The organism is Streptomyces aculeolatus, from assembly GCF_020400605.1.
Classification (GTDB): Bacteria; Actinomycetota; Actinomycetes; order Streptomycetales; family Streptomycetaceae; genus Streptomyces; species Streptomyces aculeolatus.
The window spans coordinates 1-14,950 of sequence record NZ_JAINRD010000025.1; the positions used below are offsets into that span (position 1 = coordinate 1).

Annotated in this window: 16 protein-coding genes; 7 read left to right on the forward strand and 9 right to left on the reverse strand. The window is 75.2% G+C overall.

The genetic code is table 11. From position 1 onward, the window contains the following. The 5 genes from LG396_RS31560 to LG396_RS31580 form a co-directional block, all read right to left on the reverse strand. Positions 1-546, reverse strand: a 546-nt coding sequence (locus LG396_RS31560) for a DUF6851 domain-containing protein (protein WP_372483595.1), incomplete at its 3' end; no start/stop codon positions are given. Positions 547-1,099: 553 nt separating this feature from the next. Further along, positions 1,100-1,570 (reverse strand): hypothetical protein, encoded by a 471-nt coding sequence (locus LG396_RS31565; RefSeq protein ID WP_225797376.1) that lies wholly within the window; start codon positions 1,568-1,570, stop codon positions 1,100-1,102. Between the two features lie 43 nt (positions 1,571-1,613). Continuing rightward, the gene (locus tag LG396_RS31570) at positions 1,614-2,921 is read right to left on the reverse strand and encodes a glycosyltransferase (protein ID WP_225797377.1); all 1,308 of its coding nucleotides are present in this window, start codon (positions 2,919-2,921) and stop codon (positions 1,614-1,616) included. Then, on the reverse strand, positions 2,909-3,724 hold the full coding sequence (locus LG396_RS31575; RefSeq protein WP_225797378.1) for a MerR family transcriptional regulator: 816 nt from the start codon (positions 3,722-3,724) through the stop codon (positions 2,909-2,911). Before LG396_RS31575 ends, LG396_RS31570 begins: the two co-directional genes overlap by 13 nt. Positions 3,725-4,172: 448 nt before the next feature. Beyond that, positions 4,173-5,645 (reverse strand): serine hydrolase domain-containing protein, encoded by a 1,473-nt coding sequence (locus tag LG396_RS31580; protein WP_225797379.1) that lies wholly within the window; start codon positions 5,643-5,645, stop codon positions 4,173-4,175. 86 nt (positions 5,646-5,731) lie between these two features. Between LG396_RS31580 and LG396_RS39845 the strand changes: the two genes are divergently transcribed. Further along, a complete protein-coding gene (locus LG396_RS39845) occupies positions 5,732-6,376 on the forward strand; it encodes a TetR/AcrR family transcriptional regulator (RefSeq protein ID WP_225797380.1) in 645 nt (214 codons plus the stop codon). A gap of 209 nt (positions 6,377-6,585) precedes the next feature. Here LG396_RS39845 and LG396_RS31590 read toward each other — a convergent pair whose 3' ends face one another. Further along, positions 6,586-7,047, reverse strand: coding sequence for a hypothetical protein (locus tag LG396_RS31590; protein WP_018838469.1), 462 nt, complete (start codon positions 7,045-7,047; stop codon positions 6,586-6,588). A gap of 295 nt (positions 7,048-7,342) precedes the next feature. Between LG396_RS31590 and LG396_RS31595 the strand changes: the two genes are divergently transcribed. Genes LG396_RS31595 through LG396_RS31620 form a run of 6 tightly spaced genes read left to right on the forward strand, consistent with a single transcriptional unit; the run spans position 7,343 to position 12,438 of the window. Beyond that, positions 7,343-8,443 carry a polyprenyl synthetase family protein gene (locus tag LG396_RS31595; RefSeq protein ID WP_225797381.1) on the forward strand — a complete coding sequence of 367 codons (1,101 nt, stop codon included), beginning with the start codon at positions 7,343-7,345 and terminating at the stop codon, positions 8,441-8,443. Next, entirely contained in the window at positions 8,440-9,234 is a 795-nt protein-coding gene (locus tag LG396_RS31600; protein WP_225797382.1) for a class I SAM-dependent methyltransferase, read from the forward strand. The genes LG396_RS31595 and LG396_RS31600 overlap by 4 nt, the downstream gene beginning before the upstream one ends. Positions 9,235-9,245: 11 nt before the next feature. Further along, positions 9,246-9,827 carry a hypothetical protein gene (locus LG396_RS31605; protein ID WP_100300898.1) on the forward strand — a complete coding sequence of 194 codons (582 nt, stop codon included), beginning with the start codon at positions 9,246-9,248 and terminating at the stop codon, positions 9,825-9,827. Next, positions 9,824-11,146, forward strand: a complete 1,323-nt coding sequence (locus tag LG396_RS31610) for an FAD-dependent monooxygenase (RefSeq protein WP_225797383.1) — start codon at positions 9,824-9,826, stop codon at positions 11,144-11,146. Before LG396_RS31605 ends, LG396_RS31610 begins: the two co-directional genes overlap by 4 nt. After that, positions 11,143-12,054: a UbiA family prenyltransferase gene (locus LG396_RS31615; protein WP_225797384.1), complete on the forward strand. Its 912-nt coding sequence runs from the start codon at positions 11,143-11,145 to the stop codon at positions 12,052-12,054. The genes LG396_RS31610 and LG396_RS31615 overlap by 4 nt, the downstream gene beginning before the upstream one ends. Positions 12,055-12,102: 48 nt before the next feature. Then, a complete protein-coding gene (locus LG396_RS31620) occupies positions 12,103-12,438 on the forward strand; it encodes an ArsR/SmtB family transcription factor (protein ID WP_026276475.1) in 336 nt (111 codons plus the stop codon). Positions 12,439-12,451: 13 nt separating this feature from the next. On the opposite strand, the gene LG396_RS31625 is transcribed toward LG396_RS31620, so the two are convergent. The 3 genes from LG396_RS31625 to LG396_RS31635 form a co-directional block, all read right to left on the reverse strand. Beyond that, entirely contained in the window at positions 12,452-13,480 is a 1,029-nt protein-coding gene (locus LG396_RS31625; RefSeq protein WP_225797385.1) for a C40 family peptidase, read from the reverse strand. Positions 13,481-13,599: 119 nt separating this feature from the next. Then, positions 13,600-14,535, reverse strand: a complete 936-nt coding sequence (locus tag LG396_RS31630) for a M56 family metallopeptidase (RefSeq protein WP_225797386.1) — start codon at positions 14,533-14,535, stop codon at positions 13,600-13,602. Further along, positions 14,532-14,912 (reverse strand): BlaI/MecI/CopY family transcriptional regulator, encoded by a 381-nt coding sequence (locus LG396_RS31635; RefSeq protein ID WP_037746309.1) that lies wholly within the window; start codon positions 14,910-14,912, stop codon positions 14,532-14,534. Before LG396_RS31635 ends, LG396_RS31630 begins: the two co-directional genes overlap by 4 nt. Positions 14,913-14,950 lie beyond the last annotated feature (38 nt).

The window sequence follows — 14,950 nt, forward strand, 5'->3', positions numbered from 1 at the left end:
CGACTTGGCCGCCACGTTGCCGATGCCGGCCGGGGTGGTCACGTCCTCCGACCAGTCGTCGGGGTCCAGGCCGAGCCCGAGCATCAGGTCCCGCAGGGGGTCCAGGTTGCGCGGCAGCAGCTGGCTCCAGATGCCTCGCTGCGCGTAGATGCAGGCGATGTTCATGTTCCGGTTGGTGGCGGACTCGCTGGCCGGGCGGCGCGGGATCTTCGTGTGCACGCCGACCGCCGTCTCGTGGTACGGCGCCAGCGCGTCGAACAGCGCCAGCATCGCCGCGCGGTTCATGAACAGGATGACGGTCACGTCCATCGTGCCGATGAACGCGTCGCTGGCCGACTTGCCGGTCCGCGGACCGGTGGGCTGGGCCCACTTGATGTAGTTGTCCTTGTCCAGGTCGGGCAGCTCGGGCGGCTCATCGCCGGCGGCGGCGAAGGCGGGGCGGGACAACGACAGCATGGACAGCGACGCGGCCGAGGCGCCGCCGACCAGCAGCGACCTGCGGCCCAGCGGGGTACCTAACACAGAACTGCGTCCGGAATTCGCCATGATCCTCTTTCTTTTGGGCGGGGAGGGGCCCGGAGACGAAACCCCGAAGCGACCCCTCACGAGTGGGGGATTTCGATGGCGGCGCCGTGCGCTCTCCGGTTGCTGAGGGAGAGCAGGGGTGGGGAGACGGTTCTGGCCGCATGTGCGGGCCAGGTCGCCGGTGTGGGTGCCGAAACGGGAGAGGCCCCAGATATCGGGCAACGGCAGCGGCGGCCTGAAGGTGCGGACTCGGTGTCAAGTCTTGCAACCGACGTCGGCATGCGTCGCATTGCTTGACACGCAGCGGGCGAAGAATAATTCCACAAGGGCTGAATAAAGCCCGTCCGCCCCGACACTTTCAGACACCAAGCACTCCAAGCAGTCGATGCCGTTCGCGTTCCGGGAAATCCTGACGCGGGAACGCTACCCCCCAGTACTCAAGAGCCACTCGAAATGAACTATGGAGGGCTCAGCGATACTTCGTGCGTTCGCAAATCCCCTGCTCATCGCCAAAAGTAAAGCAAATGCAAATTACCGGCACCCGGCCACGGGCGGTTTCCCGGGCCCGCGGCGGTCAGCCGATGACCGCCTCGACGAACACGGGGAGGCCGTTGTCGTGCTGGATGGCGCCCACCAGGAGGGTGCGGTTCGTGAGCCGCCAGGCGCGGTGGTGGAGGTAGTCGAGGCCGTCCGTCGGGTCTCCCCCTGCGGGTTCCGGAGGCGCGCCCGGCAGGCTCTCGTCCAGCCGCTCCCCCACCCGGCGCGACTCGGCCTCCGCCTCCTCGTAGAGGGCTTCCAGGGCCACGAAGTCCTCGTCGTCCTCCTCGACCTCCCGCCACCACAGCGTGACGGAGAGGCGGACACCCGGGCCGTCCCCCTGGATGCCCGCCCGCAGGGCGCCCTTCTGCCAGACCCGTGGGAACGCTGTGCCCGTCCCGGCGCGCAGCACCGACCAGCCCGCGCGCTCCAGCGCCGCCGCGAGCACCTCGCCGGTGAGCCGGGGCTCCGGGGCCAGGTCCCGGGCGAGCGCGATGAGTTCGTCCATCCGCCGATCATCCCGCCGGAGCGGGGCGCGGCGCACCCGCGGGCTACCGGGCGCCGGTGGTGCCGGTCGCGCCAGGCGTGCCGGTCGCGCCGGTAGTGCCGGTTCCTTCGGTCGCGTACCGGACGGCTTCGAGTACGCGGGCCGCGCCGTCCTCGGTCGCCATCTGCGCGGCGGCCTTCTTCGCGGCCCGCGCGTACGACGGTTCGCCCGCGGCCCGGCTCAGGGCACCGGAGAGCCGTTCCGCGGTGAGGGTGCGGAACGGGATCGGGTCGGTGGCGGCGCCCAGGGCGGCGAGGCGGGCCGCCCAGAACGGCTGGTCGGCGGTGACCGGGACGGGGACCGACGGGACTTCGGCGCGCAGGGCGGCGGCCGACGTGCCGGCCCCGGCGTGGTGGACGACGGCGGCGAGATGCGGGAAGAGCAGGGCGTGGGGTACGTCGCCGATGGTGAGGACGTCGTCGCCCGCGTCGCCCGCGGCGGTGAGCCCGGCGCTGCCGCCCTGGAGGATGCCGCGCAGCCCTGCACGGCGCAGCGCCCGTACGGCGATGCCGCCCAGCCGCTCCCCGTCGCCGCCCGCCATGCTCCCGAAGCCGACCAGCACCGGGGCGGGTCCGGCGCGCAGGAAGTCCGCCAGCTCCGGCGGCAGTTGTGCGGCCGGCTCGTACGCGGGCCACCAGGTGCCGACGACCTCCAGGCCGGCACGCCAGTCGGCGGGGCGCGGCACCAGCGCGGTGCTGAAGCCGTGCAGGACCGGCCAGTCCGCCGCTTCCTGCCGCCGGCGCATCGCGGCGGGGGACAGCGGGGGGAGGTCGAGGTGCGCGCGCAGGTCGGCGACCGCGCGGCCGTAGACGCGGTCGGCCATGCGCAGCGCGAAGCGCCCGGCGGTGCGGTTGACGAACCGGCTCCGGGGGCGGGCGCCGGTGACGACGGGCGGGAAGTCACCGGTCGGCGCGGTGGGCTGGAGGTAGACGCCCAGGGCCGGTGTGCCCGTGGCCTCGGCGAGGTGCCAGCCGAGCGGGGCGGTGGTCGCCGAGAGGAGGAGCAGGTCAGTGCCCTCGGCCACCGCGTCGGCGAACCCCCGGCCCAGCTCGGTGACGAACGCGGCGGCGCTGCGCATCAGCTCCCGCTTTCCCGCGCCGCCCCCGCCGCCCCCGCCGTCGCCGCCCCCGGTGCCCGTCCTGTGGTCCGCCGGCAGCCGGCGGAACTCCAGCCCCGCCCCCCGCACCAGCGGCGCGAAGCCGTCCGTGGCGGCGAGGGCGACGTCGTGCCCGGCCCGGCGCAGCTCGGCGCCCAGGCCCGTATACGGCGCGACGTCCCCGCGCGAGCCGGCGGCGGCGATCAGGATGCGCATCGTTCGTCCCCGTCCTCCCCGGCGGTGCACCGTTCCGCGCGCCTGGCCGCGTTGGCGTGCACCGCCTTCCACAGGTACCCGGCCAGCCCCGGCCGCTGCCCGGAGGGCGGTACGACCAGCGCAAAGGCCCGCGGGTCGGCACGGAAGTCGTCCGCGATCCGCTTGTGCATGCCGGGCGCGCAGGCGGTGAACCAGCGCGTGACGTGCAGGCGGTGCTCCTCGGCGAGGTCCATGGCCCGCTCGCCGTCCTCCGGCTCCCCCGCGTCGAAGGCGGCGAGCAGCTCCGTACGCCAGGCGGCGGCCTCCTCCATCAGCTCCCGCCAGTCCTCCTTGGTGTGGGCGGCGGCGCGCCGCATCGCCTCGCGCTGCCCGTGCGACTCCGACCACTTCAGCTGCGCCTCGGTGGCGTAGCTCAGGTCGAAGGCGATCTCGCCGAAGACCTCGAACCGCTCCTGCGGGCTCAGCCGCACCCCGGTCTGCTGCACCTCGATGGCGCGGGCCGCCACCTCCGCCAGCCGCCGGAGCCTGCCGATCTCCTCGGCCAGCTCCCGCTGCCGGGCCTGGAGGTGCTCCAGCGCGTTCGCCTGCGGGTCCTTCAGGATGGCGGCGATCTCGTCGAGGGTGAAGCCCAGTTCGCGGTAGAAGAGGACCTGCTGGAGCCGCGCCAGGTCGGCGTCGTCGTAGAGCCGGTAGCCGGCGGGGCTGCGCCCGCCGGGCGACAGCAGCCCGGCCCTGTCGTAGTGGTGCAGCGTACGCACCGTGACCCCGGCGAGCGCCGAGACCTGCCCCACGGAGTAGCTCATCCCTCTGCCTTTCCTCGGGCTCATCCTGAACCCTGACGTAAGGGCAGGGTCAACCCGCCCGGCGCCGCGTTCGGCCGCACCGGCGGGGCTGGTGGTCGTCGGCGGCTGCCGGGTGACGGCCGTACGGGGTACGGCGGCCGACGCCGGCGCGGTGGTCCCGCGGGCGGCCCGCGGGCGAGGCTGTCCCTCTGCCCAGGCGACGAACGGGCACGCGCCGGCGGGACGGCCGGGGTCAGAGTTGTGCCGACCAGATCGAGGGTGCGGCGGTAGGCGTAGTGCACCGCGTCGAGGCGTTCGGGCAGCAGGTGGGCGCCGGGTACCGCGAACGGCTCCCGGCTCGCCGCCTTCCTCCGCCGCACGGCCGCCGCGGGACGCACCGCGACCGCCGAACTGGCGGACGGCTGACGCGCTCCCGCGCCCCCGCCGCCCTCCGGCCCGCCCACACACGTCACCGGTCGCCGCGGCCCGTACGGCGCAGGGCGAGGGCGCCCGCGGCGAGGCGGAGCACGGCCAGCGCGCAGGCGGCGAGTGCCGTGAGCGTGAGGAGCCAGCCGAGGTCGGGGGCGAAGAGGCGGATCAGGCGGAGGTCGACGCCGAAGGAGCGGGGGGCGGCGATGCCGGCCAGGGCGGCGGCGGTGAGGGCGGCCAGGGTCCAGGCGCCCGTGGCGGCCAGGACGCGGCGGCGGGTGCGGCGGCCGGTCACCGGGCGGACGAGGCGGAAGGCCGTCCAGGCGGTGGCGGCGGTGGTGAGGGTGAGCACGGCGGCGAGGGCGGCGAGGAACGCGGTGTACGGGGCGTCGCCGGGCGGCTGTTCGGGGTCGCCGCCGGCGAGGATGCGGGCGGCGCCGAAGCCCGCGGCGTTGAGGTCGCCGGCCTGGAAGTAGCCGTAGACGTTCTGCACGACGACGACGGCGCGGTCGGCGTCGGGGAGCAGGGCGACCATCGCGTGGAAGCCGGGGGCGCCGCCGGTGTGCCAGACCGTGCGGGTGCCGAGGTCGTCGTTGCGGCTGTCGTCGCGCCAGCCGAGACCGTAGCGCTGGGTGCCGCCGGAGTCGGCCGTGCCGCGGTGCATCCGCGCGACGGAGCCGGGGGCCAGGACCCGTACGCCGTCGAGGGTGCCGCCGCCGAGGTGGGCGGCGGCGAAGCGGGCGAGGTCCCGCACGGTGCCGCCGAGGTAGCCGTAGGCGGCGCCGGCCGGGTCGTAGTGCCGGTCGGCGGCCACGACTTGGCCGAAGACGTAGCTGTGGCCGCCCGGGACCGCCTCGGCCTCGCGGGGCGTGGTGACGGCGCCGCGCATGCCCAGCGGGTCGAGGACGCGGTCGCGGAGGTACGCCTCGTAGGGGCGGCCGGTGACGGCTTCGACGAGGGCGCCGAGGAGGAGGTAGTTGGCGCTGGAGTAGCCGTGGCGCTCGCCCGGGGCGGCCTGCGGCCCGGTGTCGGCGAGGTCCGCCACGGCGCGGCCGTACGGGTCGCCGTCCTCCCCGAAGCGGTCGGTGACGCCGGTGTGTTCGGGTATGCCGCTGGTCTGCCGGAGCAGGTGGCGCACGGTGATGCGGGCGGCGGCGCCGGGGTCGGCGAGGGTGAAGCGCGGGAGGTAGGTGCGTACGGGCTCGTCGAGGTCGACGGCGCCGGACTCCACCAGCGTCATGACCGCGGTCGCCGTCACGGGCTTGGCGATCGAACCCCACAGGAACGGCGTGCGCGCGGTGACGGGCCTGCCGGCGCCGTCGTGGCCGAAGGCGCCGGTGCGCTCGGTGCCGCGGGGGCCGACGATCGCGTAGGCGAGGCCGGGGGTGTCGGTGGCGCGGGCACGTTCTCGCAGGTAGGCGTCGACCTGCTGGGTGGCGGACCGGGCCTGCGCCGGGAGGGGCGCGAGGGCGGCGATCAGGAGGAGTACCAGGGCTGCTGCGCGAGTTCGCATGATTCCGTCTCCGGGCAGGGCGGGACAAGGCATAACCGTATGGCCGTACGGTTATGACGTAACCATACCCTGATACGGTTATCCGCGTGCCCAGGACCGCTGACCACGCCGCCCGCCGCCGCGAGATCGCCGCGGCCGTCCGGCACCTGGTGGCCACCGCGGGGCTCGACGCGGTCAAGGTCGCCGCGGTGGCGCGGGAGGCCGGGATCTCGGTCGGGCTCGTCCAGCACTACTTCGCCAGCAAGGACGACCTGCTGCTCTTCGCGTACGAGCAGGTGACCGGGGCGTTCCGCGAGCGCGTGGCGGGATGGATCGCCAGGGGCACACAAGAGCAGCGGCGGATCTCCGACGTGGTTTTCCACAGCCTGTTGGAACAGCTGCCGCTCGACGAGGACAGGCGCGCCGAGTACCGCGTCACGCGCGCCTTCCTCGGCCGCTCCCTGGACAACGCCGCGCTCGCCGAGGTCGCGCGGGCCACGGCCGCCGACTTCCGGGGGCAGTTGGCGACCGCGGTGCACAACGGCAAGGAGTGCGGCGAGGTGGCGGCGGACGTCGACGGCGACGTGGCCGCCGCGCGCATCGCGGCGCTGGTCACGGGGCTGGCCGACCAGCTCTACCAGGAGCCGGCGGGGAGCGTGGGCGGACGCCCGGCGGCCGCGGTCGGCGAGGAGCTGCTGCGGGAGTGCCTGGACGGCGTCTTCACCGGGGAGTGCCGCCAGTACCGGCGGTAACGCGCCCGCGGCGGTCGGCGGCGGTGGTCGGCGGCCAGGACGCGGCGGCGGGTGCGGCGGCCGGTCGCCGGGCGGCCGAGGCGGACGGCCGTCCAGGCGGTGGCGGCGGTACGAGCCGGTGGCCGGGCGGGGGCCCGGCCACCGGTCGTGCGTCATGCGCTTCGCGCGCACCGCGGGGCGCCTGCCGCGGGTCGCCTAGCGCGGTCCCGTCACTCGAAGACGAACGGGCCCGGGTTCTGCGGGGTCGTGGCGGTGCAGTCGGCCGTGATGCCGAGGACCGAGACGGTCAGCGACGTGGCCTCCAGGGAGTCGCCGGAGGCGACCGTGCCGGCCAGCGGGCCCGTGTTCGCCGGCGCGCCGACCGGGATGGCCGGGTTGGACTTACCGGAGAACTCCACCGTGTCGGTGCCGTTCCTGGTGAGGGTGAGGGTCGAGGACGCGGAGTTCGCGCCGATCGGGATCGGCGCCGTGATGGCGTCGGTCGTGATGGTGATCGTCGCCGCGGTGCCGTCCTGCGTGGCTTCGAGCGTCGCCTCGCCGGAGCCGAAACTGCCGCAGTCGAACCCGATGGTGGCGGTCTGCGGCTCCACCGCGAGCGCGCTCGGCGCCGCGAGTAACAGCGCGCCGGCGACCGCGGCACCCACACCCAGGGCGGTGCGTGCGTTCTTCATGGAGGGCCTCTTCCTTGTGGGGGGTCGGGGGTGGATCACCCCCGATGTCTACGCATTGAGGCAGCTCCCCGGGGCGACGGCAAGACCGGCGACGGGACTTCATTGTCATGAGCATCACTATTGCGCCAACTTTGTTACCGGCGCGTCAACGAGCGTCCGGAGGACGTGCCGTGAATGCCGCGCGCCGGGCGGGGAACCCCCCAACGGGGTGATGCGGAGTGCCCTGGGCTTTGACGCCGTCGTTACCAGCCAAACGGGCGCCTACGCACCCTGCCCCCGGGAAGGCGGCTTCCTCATGCAGCGCACCGACGCCGGCCCGGCGTGCTTTCCGCTGGCCGAGCTGCGTCACGCCGTCGACGCCGGCATCGCCGACTGGCTGGACCGCGGCGAAGCCGGCGCCGACGACCCCGATCTGCTGGCCACCGCGCAGCGGTGGGCGCTCAGTCCACCCGGCAAGCTGCTGCGGCCGATCACCCTCCTCGCGGCCGCCGGTGCCGTCGGCGGCTCGTACGAAGCGGTGCTGCCCGCGGCCGTCGGCATCGAACTCGCCCACGTCGCCACCCTCGTCCACGACGACATCATCGACGGCGACGAGCTGCGCCGCGGCAAGGTCGCGGCGCACCGCGAGTTCGGCCTCGCCCACGGGGTGCTGGCGGCCGACTCGCTGTTCTTCGCCCTCTTCCAGCAGCTCGGCGCCTGCCGGCGCACCGGTGTGCCCGCCGGGTGCGTCCTCGACGCCGTCGAGGCCCTGGGCGCCGCCGGGCAGCAGACCGCGCGCGGCGTCGCGCAGGAGGTCGCGCTCAGCGGCAGCCTGCGCGAGGTGGCGGCGGCCGCGGACGGGGGCATCGCCGCGTACGTGGAGATGGTCCGGCTGAAGAGCGCGTCGCTGTTCCGCGCCGCGTGCCAGGTGGGCGCGCTGCTCGGCGGCGGCAGCCCGGAGCAGGCCGAGGTGCTCGCGGCGTACGGGGAGGCGATGGGCATCGCGTTCCAGATCAGGGACGACCTGCTGCCGTACGTGTCCGATGGTGCGGGCGGCGAGGGGGACGGCGGCGACGTGCACGCCGGGAAGCCCGTCTGCAGCGACCTCCGCAACCGCCGGCCCGCGCTGCCCGTACTCCTCGCCCACCGCCTCGGCGGCCGTGCCGAGCGGGCCGTGCTCGCCGAACTCGTCGACGGCAGCAGCGACGAGCGCGCCCGCCAGCGGCAACTCGCGCGCCTCGCCCGCGACACCGGCGCGCTGCGCGCGGCGCAGAGCATGGCGCGCGCGTACGTCGTCCGCTGCCACCGGGCCCTCGCGCCGGTGCCCCCGGGCGCGGACCGCGACCGGCTGGCCTGGCTCGCCGACGAGGTCGCGGGCCCGGCGTACGGCCACGGCTCCGGGAGTGACCGGCCGTGAACCCCCCGCCCGCCGACCCGCCTTCCCCCCTCCGCATGCCCCGCGGCGGCCCCGCCGCCGCCCGCTGGGACCGGCTCTACGAGACCGCGCGGGAGGAGTACCTCGACCGCCCCGGCGACCCCGCCACCGCCCGCCGCGTCCTGCGCGGACTCGACCGGTTCCAGCGCCTCACCCTCGGCTACCGCACCTGCGCCCGCCTCACCGCCGCCGCATTCGGCCCCGCCCGCCGCCCCCGGGTCCTCGAACTCGGCGCCGGCTCCGGGCGCTTGGCGTACGGCATCCTCCGCGCCCACCCCACCGCCCGGGTCACCGTCAGCGACGTCAGCCCGCGGGTGGTCGCGGAGCTGCGCGCCGGGCCGCTGGGGCGGCATCCGCGGGCCCGCTGCGAGGTGCTCGACGCGACGGCGATCGACGCCCCGGCGGGCGCGTACGACGTGGCGGTGATGGCGATGTCGCTGCACCACCTGACGCCCGACGGGGTCGTGGCGCTGCTGAGCGAAGGCACGCGGGTGGCGCGGACGCTGCTGCTCGTGGACGGGTGGCGGCATCCGCTGTATCTGGCCGCGGTGCCGCTGATGTTCCTGACGGGGGGCCCGGCGCAGGCGCACGACGGGCTGATCAGCCTGCGCAAGGTGTACAGCGCCGCCGCGGTCAGGACGCTGGCGGGGATGTGCGGAGCGCCACTGACGGTGCACACTCGGTTCGCACTGCCGGGGTATCTCGTCGTCACCGCGAGTCGGTCGTCGTATGCCCCGGCGACTGCCGATTCCCGTCTTCGCACCCGAAAGTGAGCTTCAACGGTATGCCCACGAGGACCCAGCTCCTTCCCGCAGCCCACGACGACAGCTTCGACACCCCCGGCACCGACACCGCCCGCTCGGCCATCGCCCTGTTCCGCAGCCCGCTGACGCGGATGCTGCTCGGCAGCGACGGCCTGACGACCACCCTCCTGGAGTCGTGGGCCGGCGCGCGGCTGCACGTCGGCGACGTGACGCTCGGGTTCGTCCGCCCGGAAGACGCCCCGCGCGGCGCCGCGGCCCTGCTCGGGACCGACGGCGACGTGCTCGTACGGCACTCGACGCTCACCGACACCCGGGGCCGGATGTGGTCGTGGAACCAGACCGTCGCGGGCCCGGGCGGCGACCCCGCCCTGCGGCGCTGCCTCACCGACGCCGCGGCGCCGCTGGGCCCGGCGCTGCAGGCGGCGGGCGCGCGGCTGGGGCGCACCGTCGTACGCGCCGGGGTCACGCCGTGGCCGCCGGACCCGCGGGAGGAGGCGGCGTTCCGGACGTACCGGCTGTGGTCCGGGGACGACGTGCTGGCCGCCATCCACGAGGTGTTCAACCCCGCGCACGTACCGGCGGACCTGCGGGAGACGGAATGACGGGCGCGAGGGGCACCAAGGGCGCGAGCAGCGCGAGCGGTGTGGCACGGGCGCAGCGGCGGGTGCGTACGCAGGTCGCCGTCGTGGGTGCGGGACCAGCGGGCCTGGTGCTGGCGAACGTCCTCTTACGAGCCGGCATCCGCGTCGCCGTCGTGGAGCGCCGCTCGCGCGCCGAGGTCGAACGCCGCGCGCGGGCGGGCCTGGTGGAGCACCGGGTCGTGGAGTACCTGCGCGCGCACGGGCTGGCGGACCGGCTGCTGGCCGAGGGCACGCGGCACGGCTGGTGCGACTTCCTGTGCGCGGGCGGGCTGCTGCGCTTCGACTACGCCGCCCAGTCCGGGGGCGTACGGCACTGGGTGTACCCGCAGCAGCTCCTCGTCCGCGACCTCATCGCCGACCTGCGCGCGGCGGGCCACACCCCGGAGTTCTCCCTCCCGGCGACCGGCGTGCACGTCGACGGCGCCGGGCCCGCGCGCGTGGAGTGCGACGGGCTCGACATCGAGTGCGACTACGTCGTCGGCTGCGACGGCCCGCACGGCATCACCCCGCGGGCGCTCCCGCCGGAGACCGCGCCGCAGGACGGGCTGGACGAGCGCTACCCGTACGACTGGCTCACCCTCCTCGCCGAGGTCGACCGCGGGGTGCCGGGCGTGGTCTACGCGGTGCACGAGGACGGCTTCGCGGGCGTCATGCCGCGTACGTCGCACATCGCCCGGCTCTACCTGGAGATCCCCGCCGGGGACGCCACCGCCCGCTGGACCGCGGCCCGCGTGCACGAGCGGCTGCGCACCCGGCTGGTGGGCGCGGGCGCGGCGGTGCCGCGGCTGGGGCGCATCGTGGAGACGGGCGTGCTGCGGATGAGCAGCAGCGTGCGGCAGCGGTTCCAGCACGGGCGGCTCTTCCTGGCCGGGGACGCGGCGCACGTGCTGACGCCCTCGGGCGCGAAGGGCATGAACCTCGCGGTCGCGGACGCCGCCGACCTGGCCGACGCGCTGATCCGCCGCTACCGGGACGGCGACGAGGCGTACCTGTCGGACTACACGGCCCGCAGGCTCCCCGAGGTGCTGCGGACCCGGGACCTCGCGGCCGGGTTCCTCGACCTGCTGCACCCGCAGGGCCGGCACCCCGCCGACCGCCGGGCGGAGCTGGCCCGGCGGCGGCAGCGCCTCGGCGAACTGGCAGAACCGGGCGCCGCGGGCGCGGCGTTCGCGCACTGGTACGTCGGCGCGGGCCCGGACCTCCCCGCCCCCCGTCCGCCCCGCTCCCTTCGCACCACCCACACCACCCACCTCTCCGAACCCAGGGAATCCACTCCATGAGTCTTGCGGTCCAGGCGCGGGCGTTGTACGGCTTCTCGCGCGGCAACCAGGCGCTGCTGAGTATCGCCCAGCCCCTGGTCGGCGCGCTGCTGGCCACCGACAATCCCGCGCCGGGCCGCCTGACTGCCGCGGTGCTCGCCACCGCCGCGGCGTTCTTCGCGGTCTTCGCCGCGAACGACCTGTTCGACGCCCGGCTCGACCGGCGCAGCGCGGCGATGGCCCACACCCGCGCGGCCCCGGACATCGACAGCGCGGGCGGCCGGCACCCCCTCGCGCAGGGCAGGCTGCGGTTCGCGGCGGGGCTGGTCTGGGTGCTGCTGCTGGGCGGGGTCGCGCTCGCGGTGGCGGTGGCGCTGAGCTGGGTGTGCGCGGTGCTCTTCTGCTGCGCCGCGCTGCTGGAGGCGGCGTACTGCCGGCTGGCGACGGTCACCGCGTACAAGTTCCTGCTCAGCGGTGCGATGGTGGCGATCGGTGCGTGCGCGGGCTGGTTCGCCTTCTCGGACACCGTCGACCCGCTGCGGCTGGGGCTGCTGGCGGTGTGGATGGCCGCGTGGGAGATCGGCGGCCGGAACATCCCCAACGACCTCGCCGATGTCGACGAGGACACCCCGCTCGGCATCAAGACCGTCCCGATCGTCTACGGCCCGCGGGCCGCCGCCCGCCTCTCCGCGGCCCTGCTCCTGCTCACCGCCGCGGCGGCCTGCGCGCTGGCCGCGGCGGCGTGGCCGTACTACGGCGCGGTGGGCCTGGTCCTCACCGCGCTCACCTCCCTGCCCACCCTCGTGCTCCCCGCCGCGCGCCTGCTGCGCCGCCCCGAGGGACCGACGGCCCTCGCGGTCTTCAACCGCGCCTCGTTCCACCCGCTGGGGGTGCTGGCGGCGTTCGTGGCGGGGGCGCTGGTGCTGTGACGTCCGGAAGTCCGCCCGGAGTTCACCATCCTGTGTACCGTCGTGGAGGTGCTGACCACCGCCACGGACATCGACGTGCTGGCCCGCTTCGGCCGCGCCCTCGCCGACCCCATCCGCTGCCGCGTCCTGCTCGCCCTGCGCGACGGCCCCGGCTACCCCGCAGAACTGGCGGAGTCGATCGGCGTCTCCAGGACCCGGCTCTCCAACCACCTGGCGTGCCTGCGGGACTGCGGGCTCGTCGTCGCCGCGCCCGACGGCCGCCGGATGCGCTACGAACTCGCCGACGCCCGGCTCGGGCACGCGCTGGACGACCTGCGCACCGCCGTCATCGCCGTGGCCAAGGACCGGACCTGCGTGGACGCCGAAACCGAGGGGTGCTGCTGACGGCCTGGGGCGGTCAGGGGCGGCTGGCGGCGTAGAAGGGCATGCTGTCGACCGGGGTGATCTCGACGTTCTTGCCCGTGCGGGGCGCGTGGATCGCCTGGCCGTCGCCGACGTACATGCCGTTGTGCTGGGTGTCGTTGTACCAGTAGATGATGTCGCCCGGCTGCATGTCGGCCTGGCCGACCTTGCGGCCCGCGTCGTACTGCTGCTTGACGGTGCGGGGCAGCGAGACCCCCGCCGCGCCCCACGCCGCGCCCGTCAGGCCGGAGCAGTCGAAGGAGTCCGGGCCGGTCGCGCCCCACTCGTACGGCTTGCCGAGCTGCGCGTACGCGAAGTCCAGGGCCGCCTTCGCGCGGCCGCTCGCCGGGCCGTCGTAGGTGTCCGCCGAGTCGCTGGTGCCGGCCTCCTCCGCCTCCTGCTCCTCGGCGGCGTCGAGCCGCTGCCGCTCCTCCGCGGTCAGGGAGTTGAGGAGCGTGCGTGCCTCCGTCAGCTTCTTCCGGACCTCGTCCTTCTTCTCCGCGGCGGCCTTGCGGAACTCCTCCGCCTCGCGGAGCTTCGCCGACGTCTCCTTGCGCTGCTGCGCCAGCTCCCGCTGCTTGTCCTGGAGCACGCTGAGGGCCGACGCCTGCCGGTGGCCGACGCGGTCGGCCATCTCGGCTTCCTTCAGATACTCGTCCGGGTCGGCGGACAGGGCGAGCTGGACGCTGGGATCGATGCCGCCGTTGCGGTACTGCTCGGCGGCCAGCGGGCCTATCCGGTCCCGCAGCTCGTTGATCTCCTGCTGCTGGCGGGCCGCCTCGTCCTGGGCCTTGTCGGCCTCCTGCTGCAGCTTCTGCTGGCGCCCGCGGGCGGTGTTGTACTCCTCGGTGGGCCCCGTGGCCTCCTCGTAGAGCTTCTCCACCTCCGCGCGCACCTCCTCGACGGTCTGCTTCGGCTGGGCCTGGCCGCTCTGCGCCGACAGCAGGGTGAACGCCCCGGCGGCGAAGGAGAGGGTCGTGATCCGGGCGCGGCCGGGGGACTTCGGGCGGCGGTGCGCTCCCATGGCGGAGTTGCTCCTCATCCTCGGCGGCGACATGAACCGAAAGGCAACTTAGTAGATTAGTAGAAGAGCGGGCAAGCGACCCCCGTGGAACGGGGGTACGGGACAGCCCTTGAGGGCTGTCAGACCGGCGCCGGCGGGCAGGCCACCAGCAGCGGCACCAGCGGCACCGCCAGCGCGACCGCCGCCACCGCGCCCCGCAGCACCGGGTGCGCGGGGCGCCGCGGGCCCAGCACCCGCCGCAGCCGAACCGGCACCGTGCCGCCGCCGACGGCGAACGCCCCGCCCGGCGCCCGGCAGGCGGCCATCTCGTACATCGCCGTCGCCAGCACCCCGCCCGGGTGCCGCCGCAGCGCGCGGTCGTCCGCCGCCATCTCCAGCAGCAGCGCCGTCTGCCGCCGTACGTGCCGCGCCAGCGGCAGCGCGCGGAACACGGCGGCGAAGCCGTCCGCCGCCGCCTGCGGCAGGTGGTGGCGGCCGGCGACGTGCGCCCGCTCGTGCTCCAGCACGGCGTCGACCTGCGCGGGCGACAGCAACTCCAGCGTCCCCTCGCTGACGACGACGCGGGCGCGGCGGCCCGGCAGGCAGTACGCGACGGGCGTGCCGTGCGCCACGACGACGGCGCCCAGCGCGGCCGACCGGCGGCCGACCATGTCGAGTACGGCGCGGTGCCTGGCCCGTACCCGCCACGCCCGCAGCGCGTGGCCGCCGATGCTCAGCGCCACCGCCCCGACCACGGCCGCCGGCAGCGCGCCCGCCAGCCGGCCCGCGGTTCCGGGGTCGGGCTGTCCGCTGCCGAGGCCGAGGTCGACGCCGCGGTCCAGGCCCAGGCCGCAGGAGTGCAGGAAGCCGACGAAGCTGGCGTGCAGGTGCTCGGTGGGCGTCGCCAGGTGGTACGCGGCGAGCGCCACGGAGAGCGTGAAGGCCGCGGCGAGCGCGTGCCACACGGCGACCGCGAGCCGGGGCGCCCGGTGCGGCCACGCGCTGCGCAGCACGAGGCGCGGCGCGAGCACGCCGAGCACGGCCGCGTAGCCCAGGACGGGCAGCGCCTCGCTCACCCCGGGCCCCGGCTGTCGCCCCGGCGGCCCGCGTCGCGCAGCGCCTTGCGCAGGGCGGCGACCTCGTCGTCGGTCATGCCCTCGACGAAGTGGGCGAGGGCCGCCGAGCGGTCCTCGCTGGCGCCGAGGGCGTCCTCCATGAGCGCCGCGGAGTACGCCTCCCGGCTGCGCACGGGGGTGTAGAGCCAGGCCCGGCCCTGTTTCGTCCGGAGCAGCCAGCCCTTCTGGTACAGGATGTTGGCGACGGTCATGACCGTCGTGTAGGCCAGCTCGCGGTCCTTGTTGATGTCGTCGACGACCTCGCGGACGGTGGCGGGGCGGTCCCACTTCCACAGGCGGTCCATGATCTCCGCTTCGAGATCCCCCAGCCGCCGCATGATCGTTTCCTCTCGTCCGGCGATCCGCGCAGCCACAT

Coding starts and splice junctions, on each gene's coding strand:
- LG396_RS31565 (WP_225797376.1), bottom strand. CDS start 1,570: ATGGACGAACTCATCGCGCTCGCCCGGGACCTGGCCCCGGAGCCCCGG.
- LG396_RS31570 (WP_225797377.1), bottom strand. CDS start 2,921: ATGCGCATCCTGATCGCCGCCGCCGGCTCGCGCGGGGACGTCGCGCCG.
- LG396_RS31575 (WP_225797378.1), bottom strand. CDS start 3,724: ATGAGCTACTCCGTGGGGCAGGTCTCGGCGCTCGCCGGGGTCACGGTG.
- LG396_RS31580 (WP_225797379.1), bottom strand. CDS start 5,645: ATGCGAACTCGCGCAGCAGCCCTGGTACTCCTCCTGATCGCCGCCCTC.
- LG396_RS31590 (WP_018838469.1), bottom strand. CDS start 7,047: ATGAAGAACGCACGCACCGCCCTGGGTGTGGGTGCCGCGGTCGCCGGC.
- LG396_RS31595 (WP_225797381.1), top strand. CDS start 7,343: ATGCAGCGCACCGACGCCGGCCCGGCGTGCTTTCCGCTGGCCGAGCTG.
- LG396_RS31605 (WP_100300898.1), top strand. CDS start 9,246: ATGCCCACGAGGACCCAGCTCCTTCCCGCAGCCCACGACGACAGCTTC.
- LG396_RS31610 (WP_225797383.1), top strand. CDS start 9,824: ATGACGGGCGCGAGGGGCACCAAGGGCGCGAGCAGCGCGAGCGGTGTG.
- LG396_RS31615 (WP_225797384.1), top strand. CDS start 11,143: ATGAGTCTTGCGGTCCAGGCGCGGGCGTTGTACGGCTTCTCGCGCGGC.
- LG396_RS31625 (WP_225797385.1), bottom strand. CDS start 13,480: ATGGGAGCGCACCGCCGCCCGAAGTCCCCCGGCCGCGCCCGGATCACG.
- LG396_RS31635 (WP_037746309.1), bottom strand. CDS start 14,912: ATGCGGCGGCTGGGGGATCTCGAAGCGGAGATCATGGACCGCCTGTGG.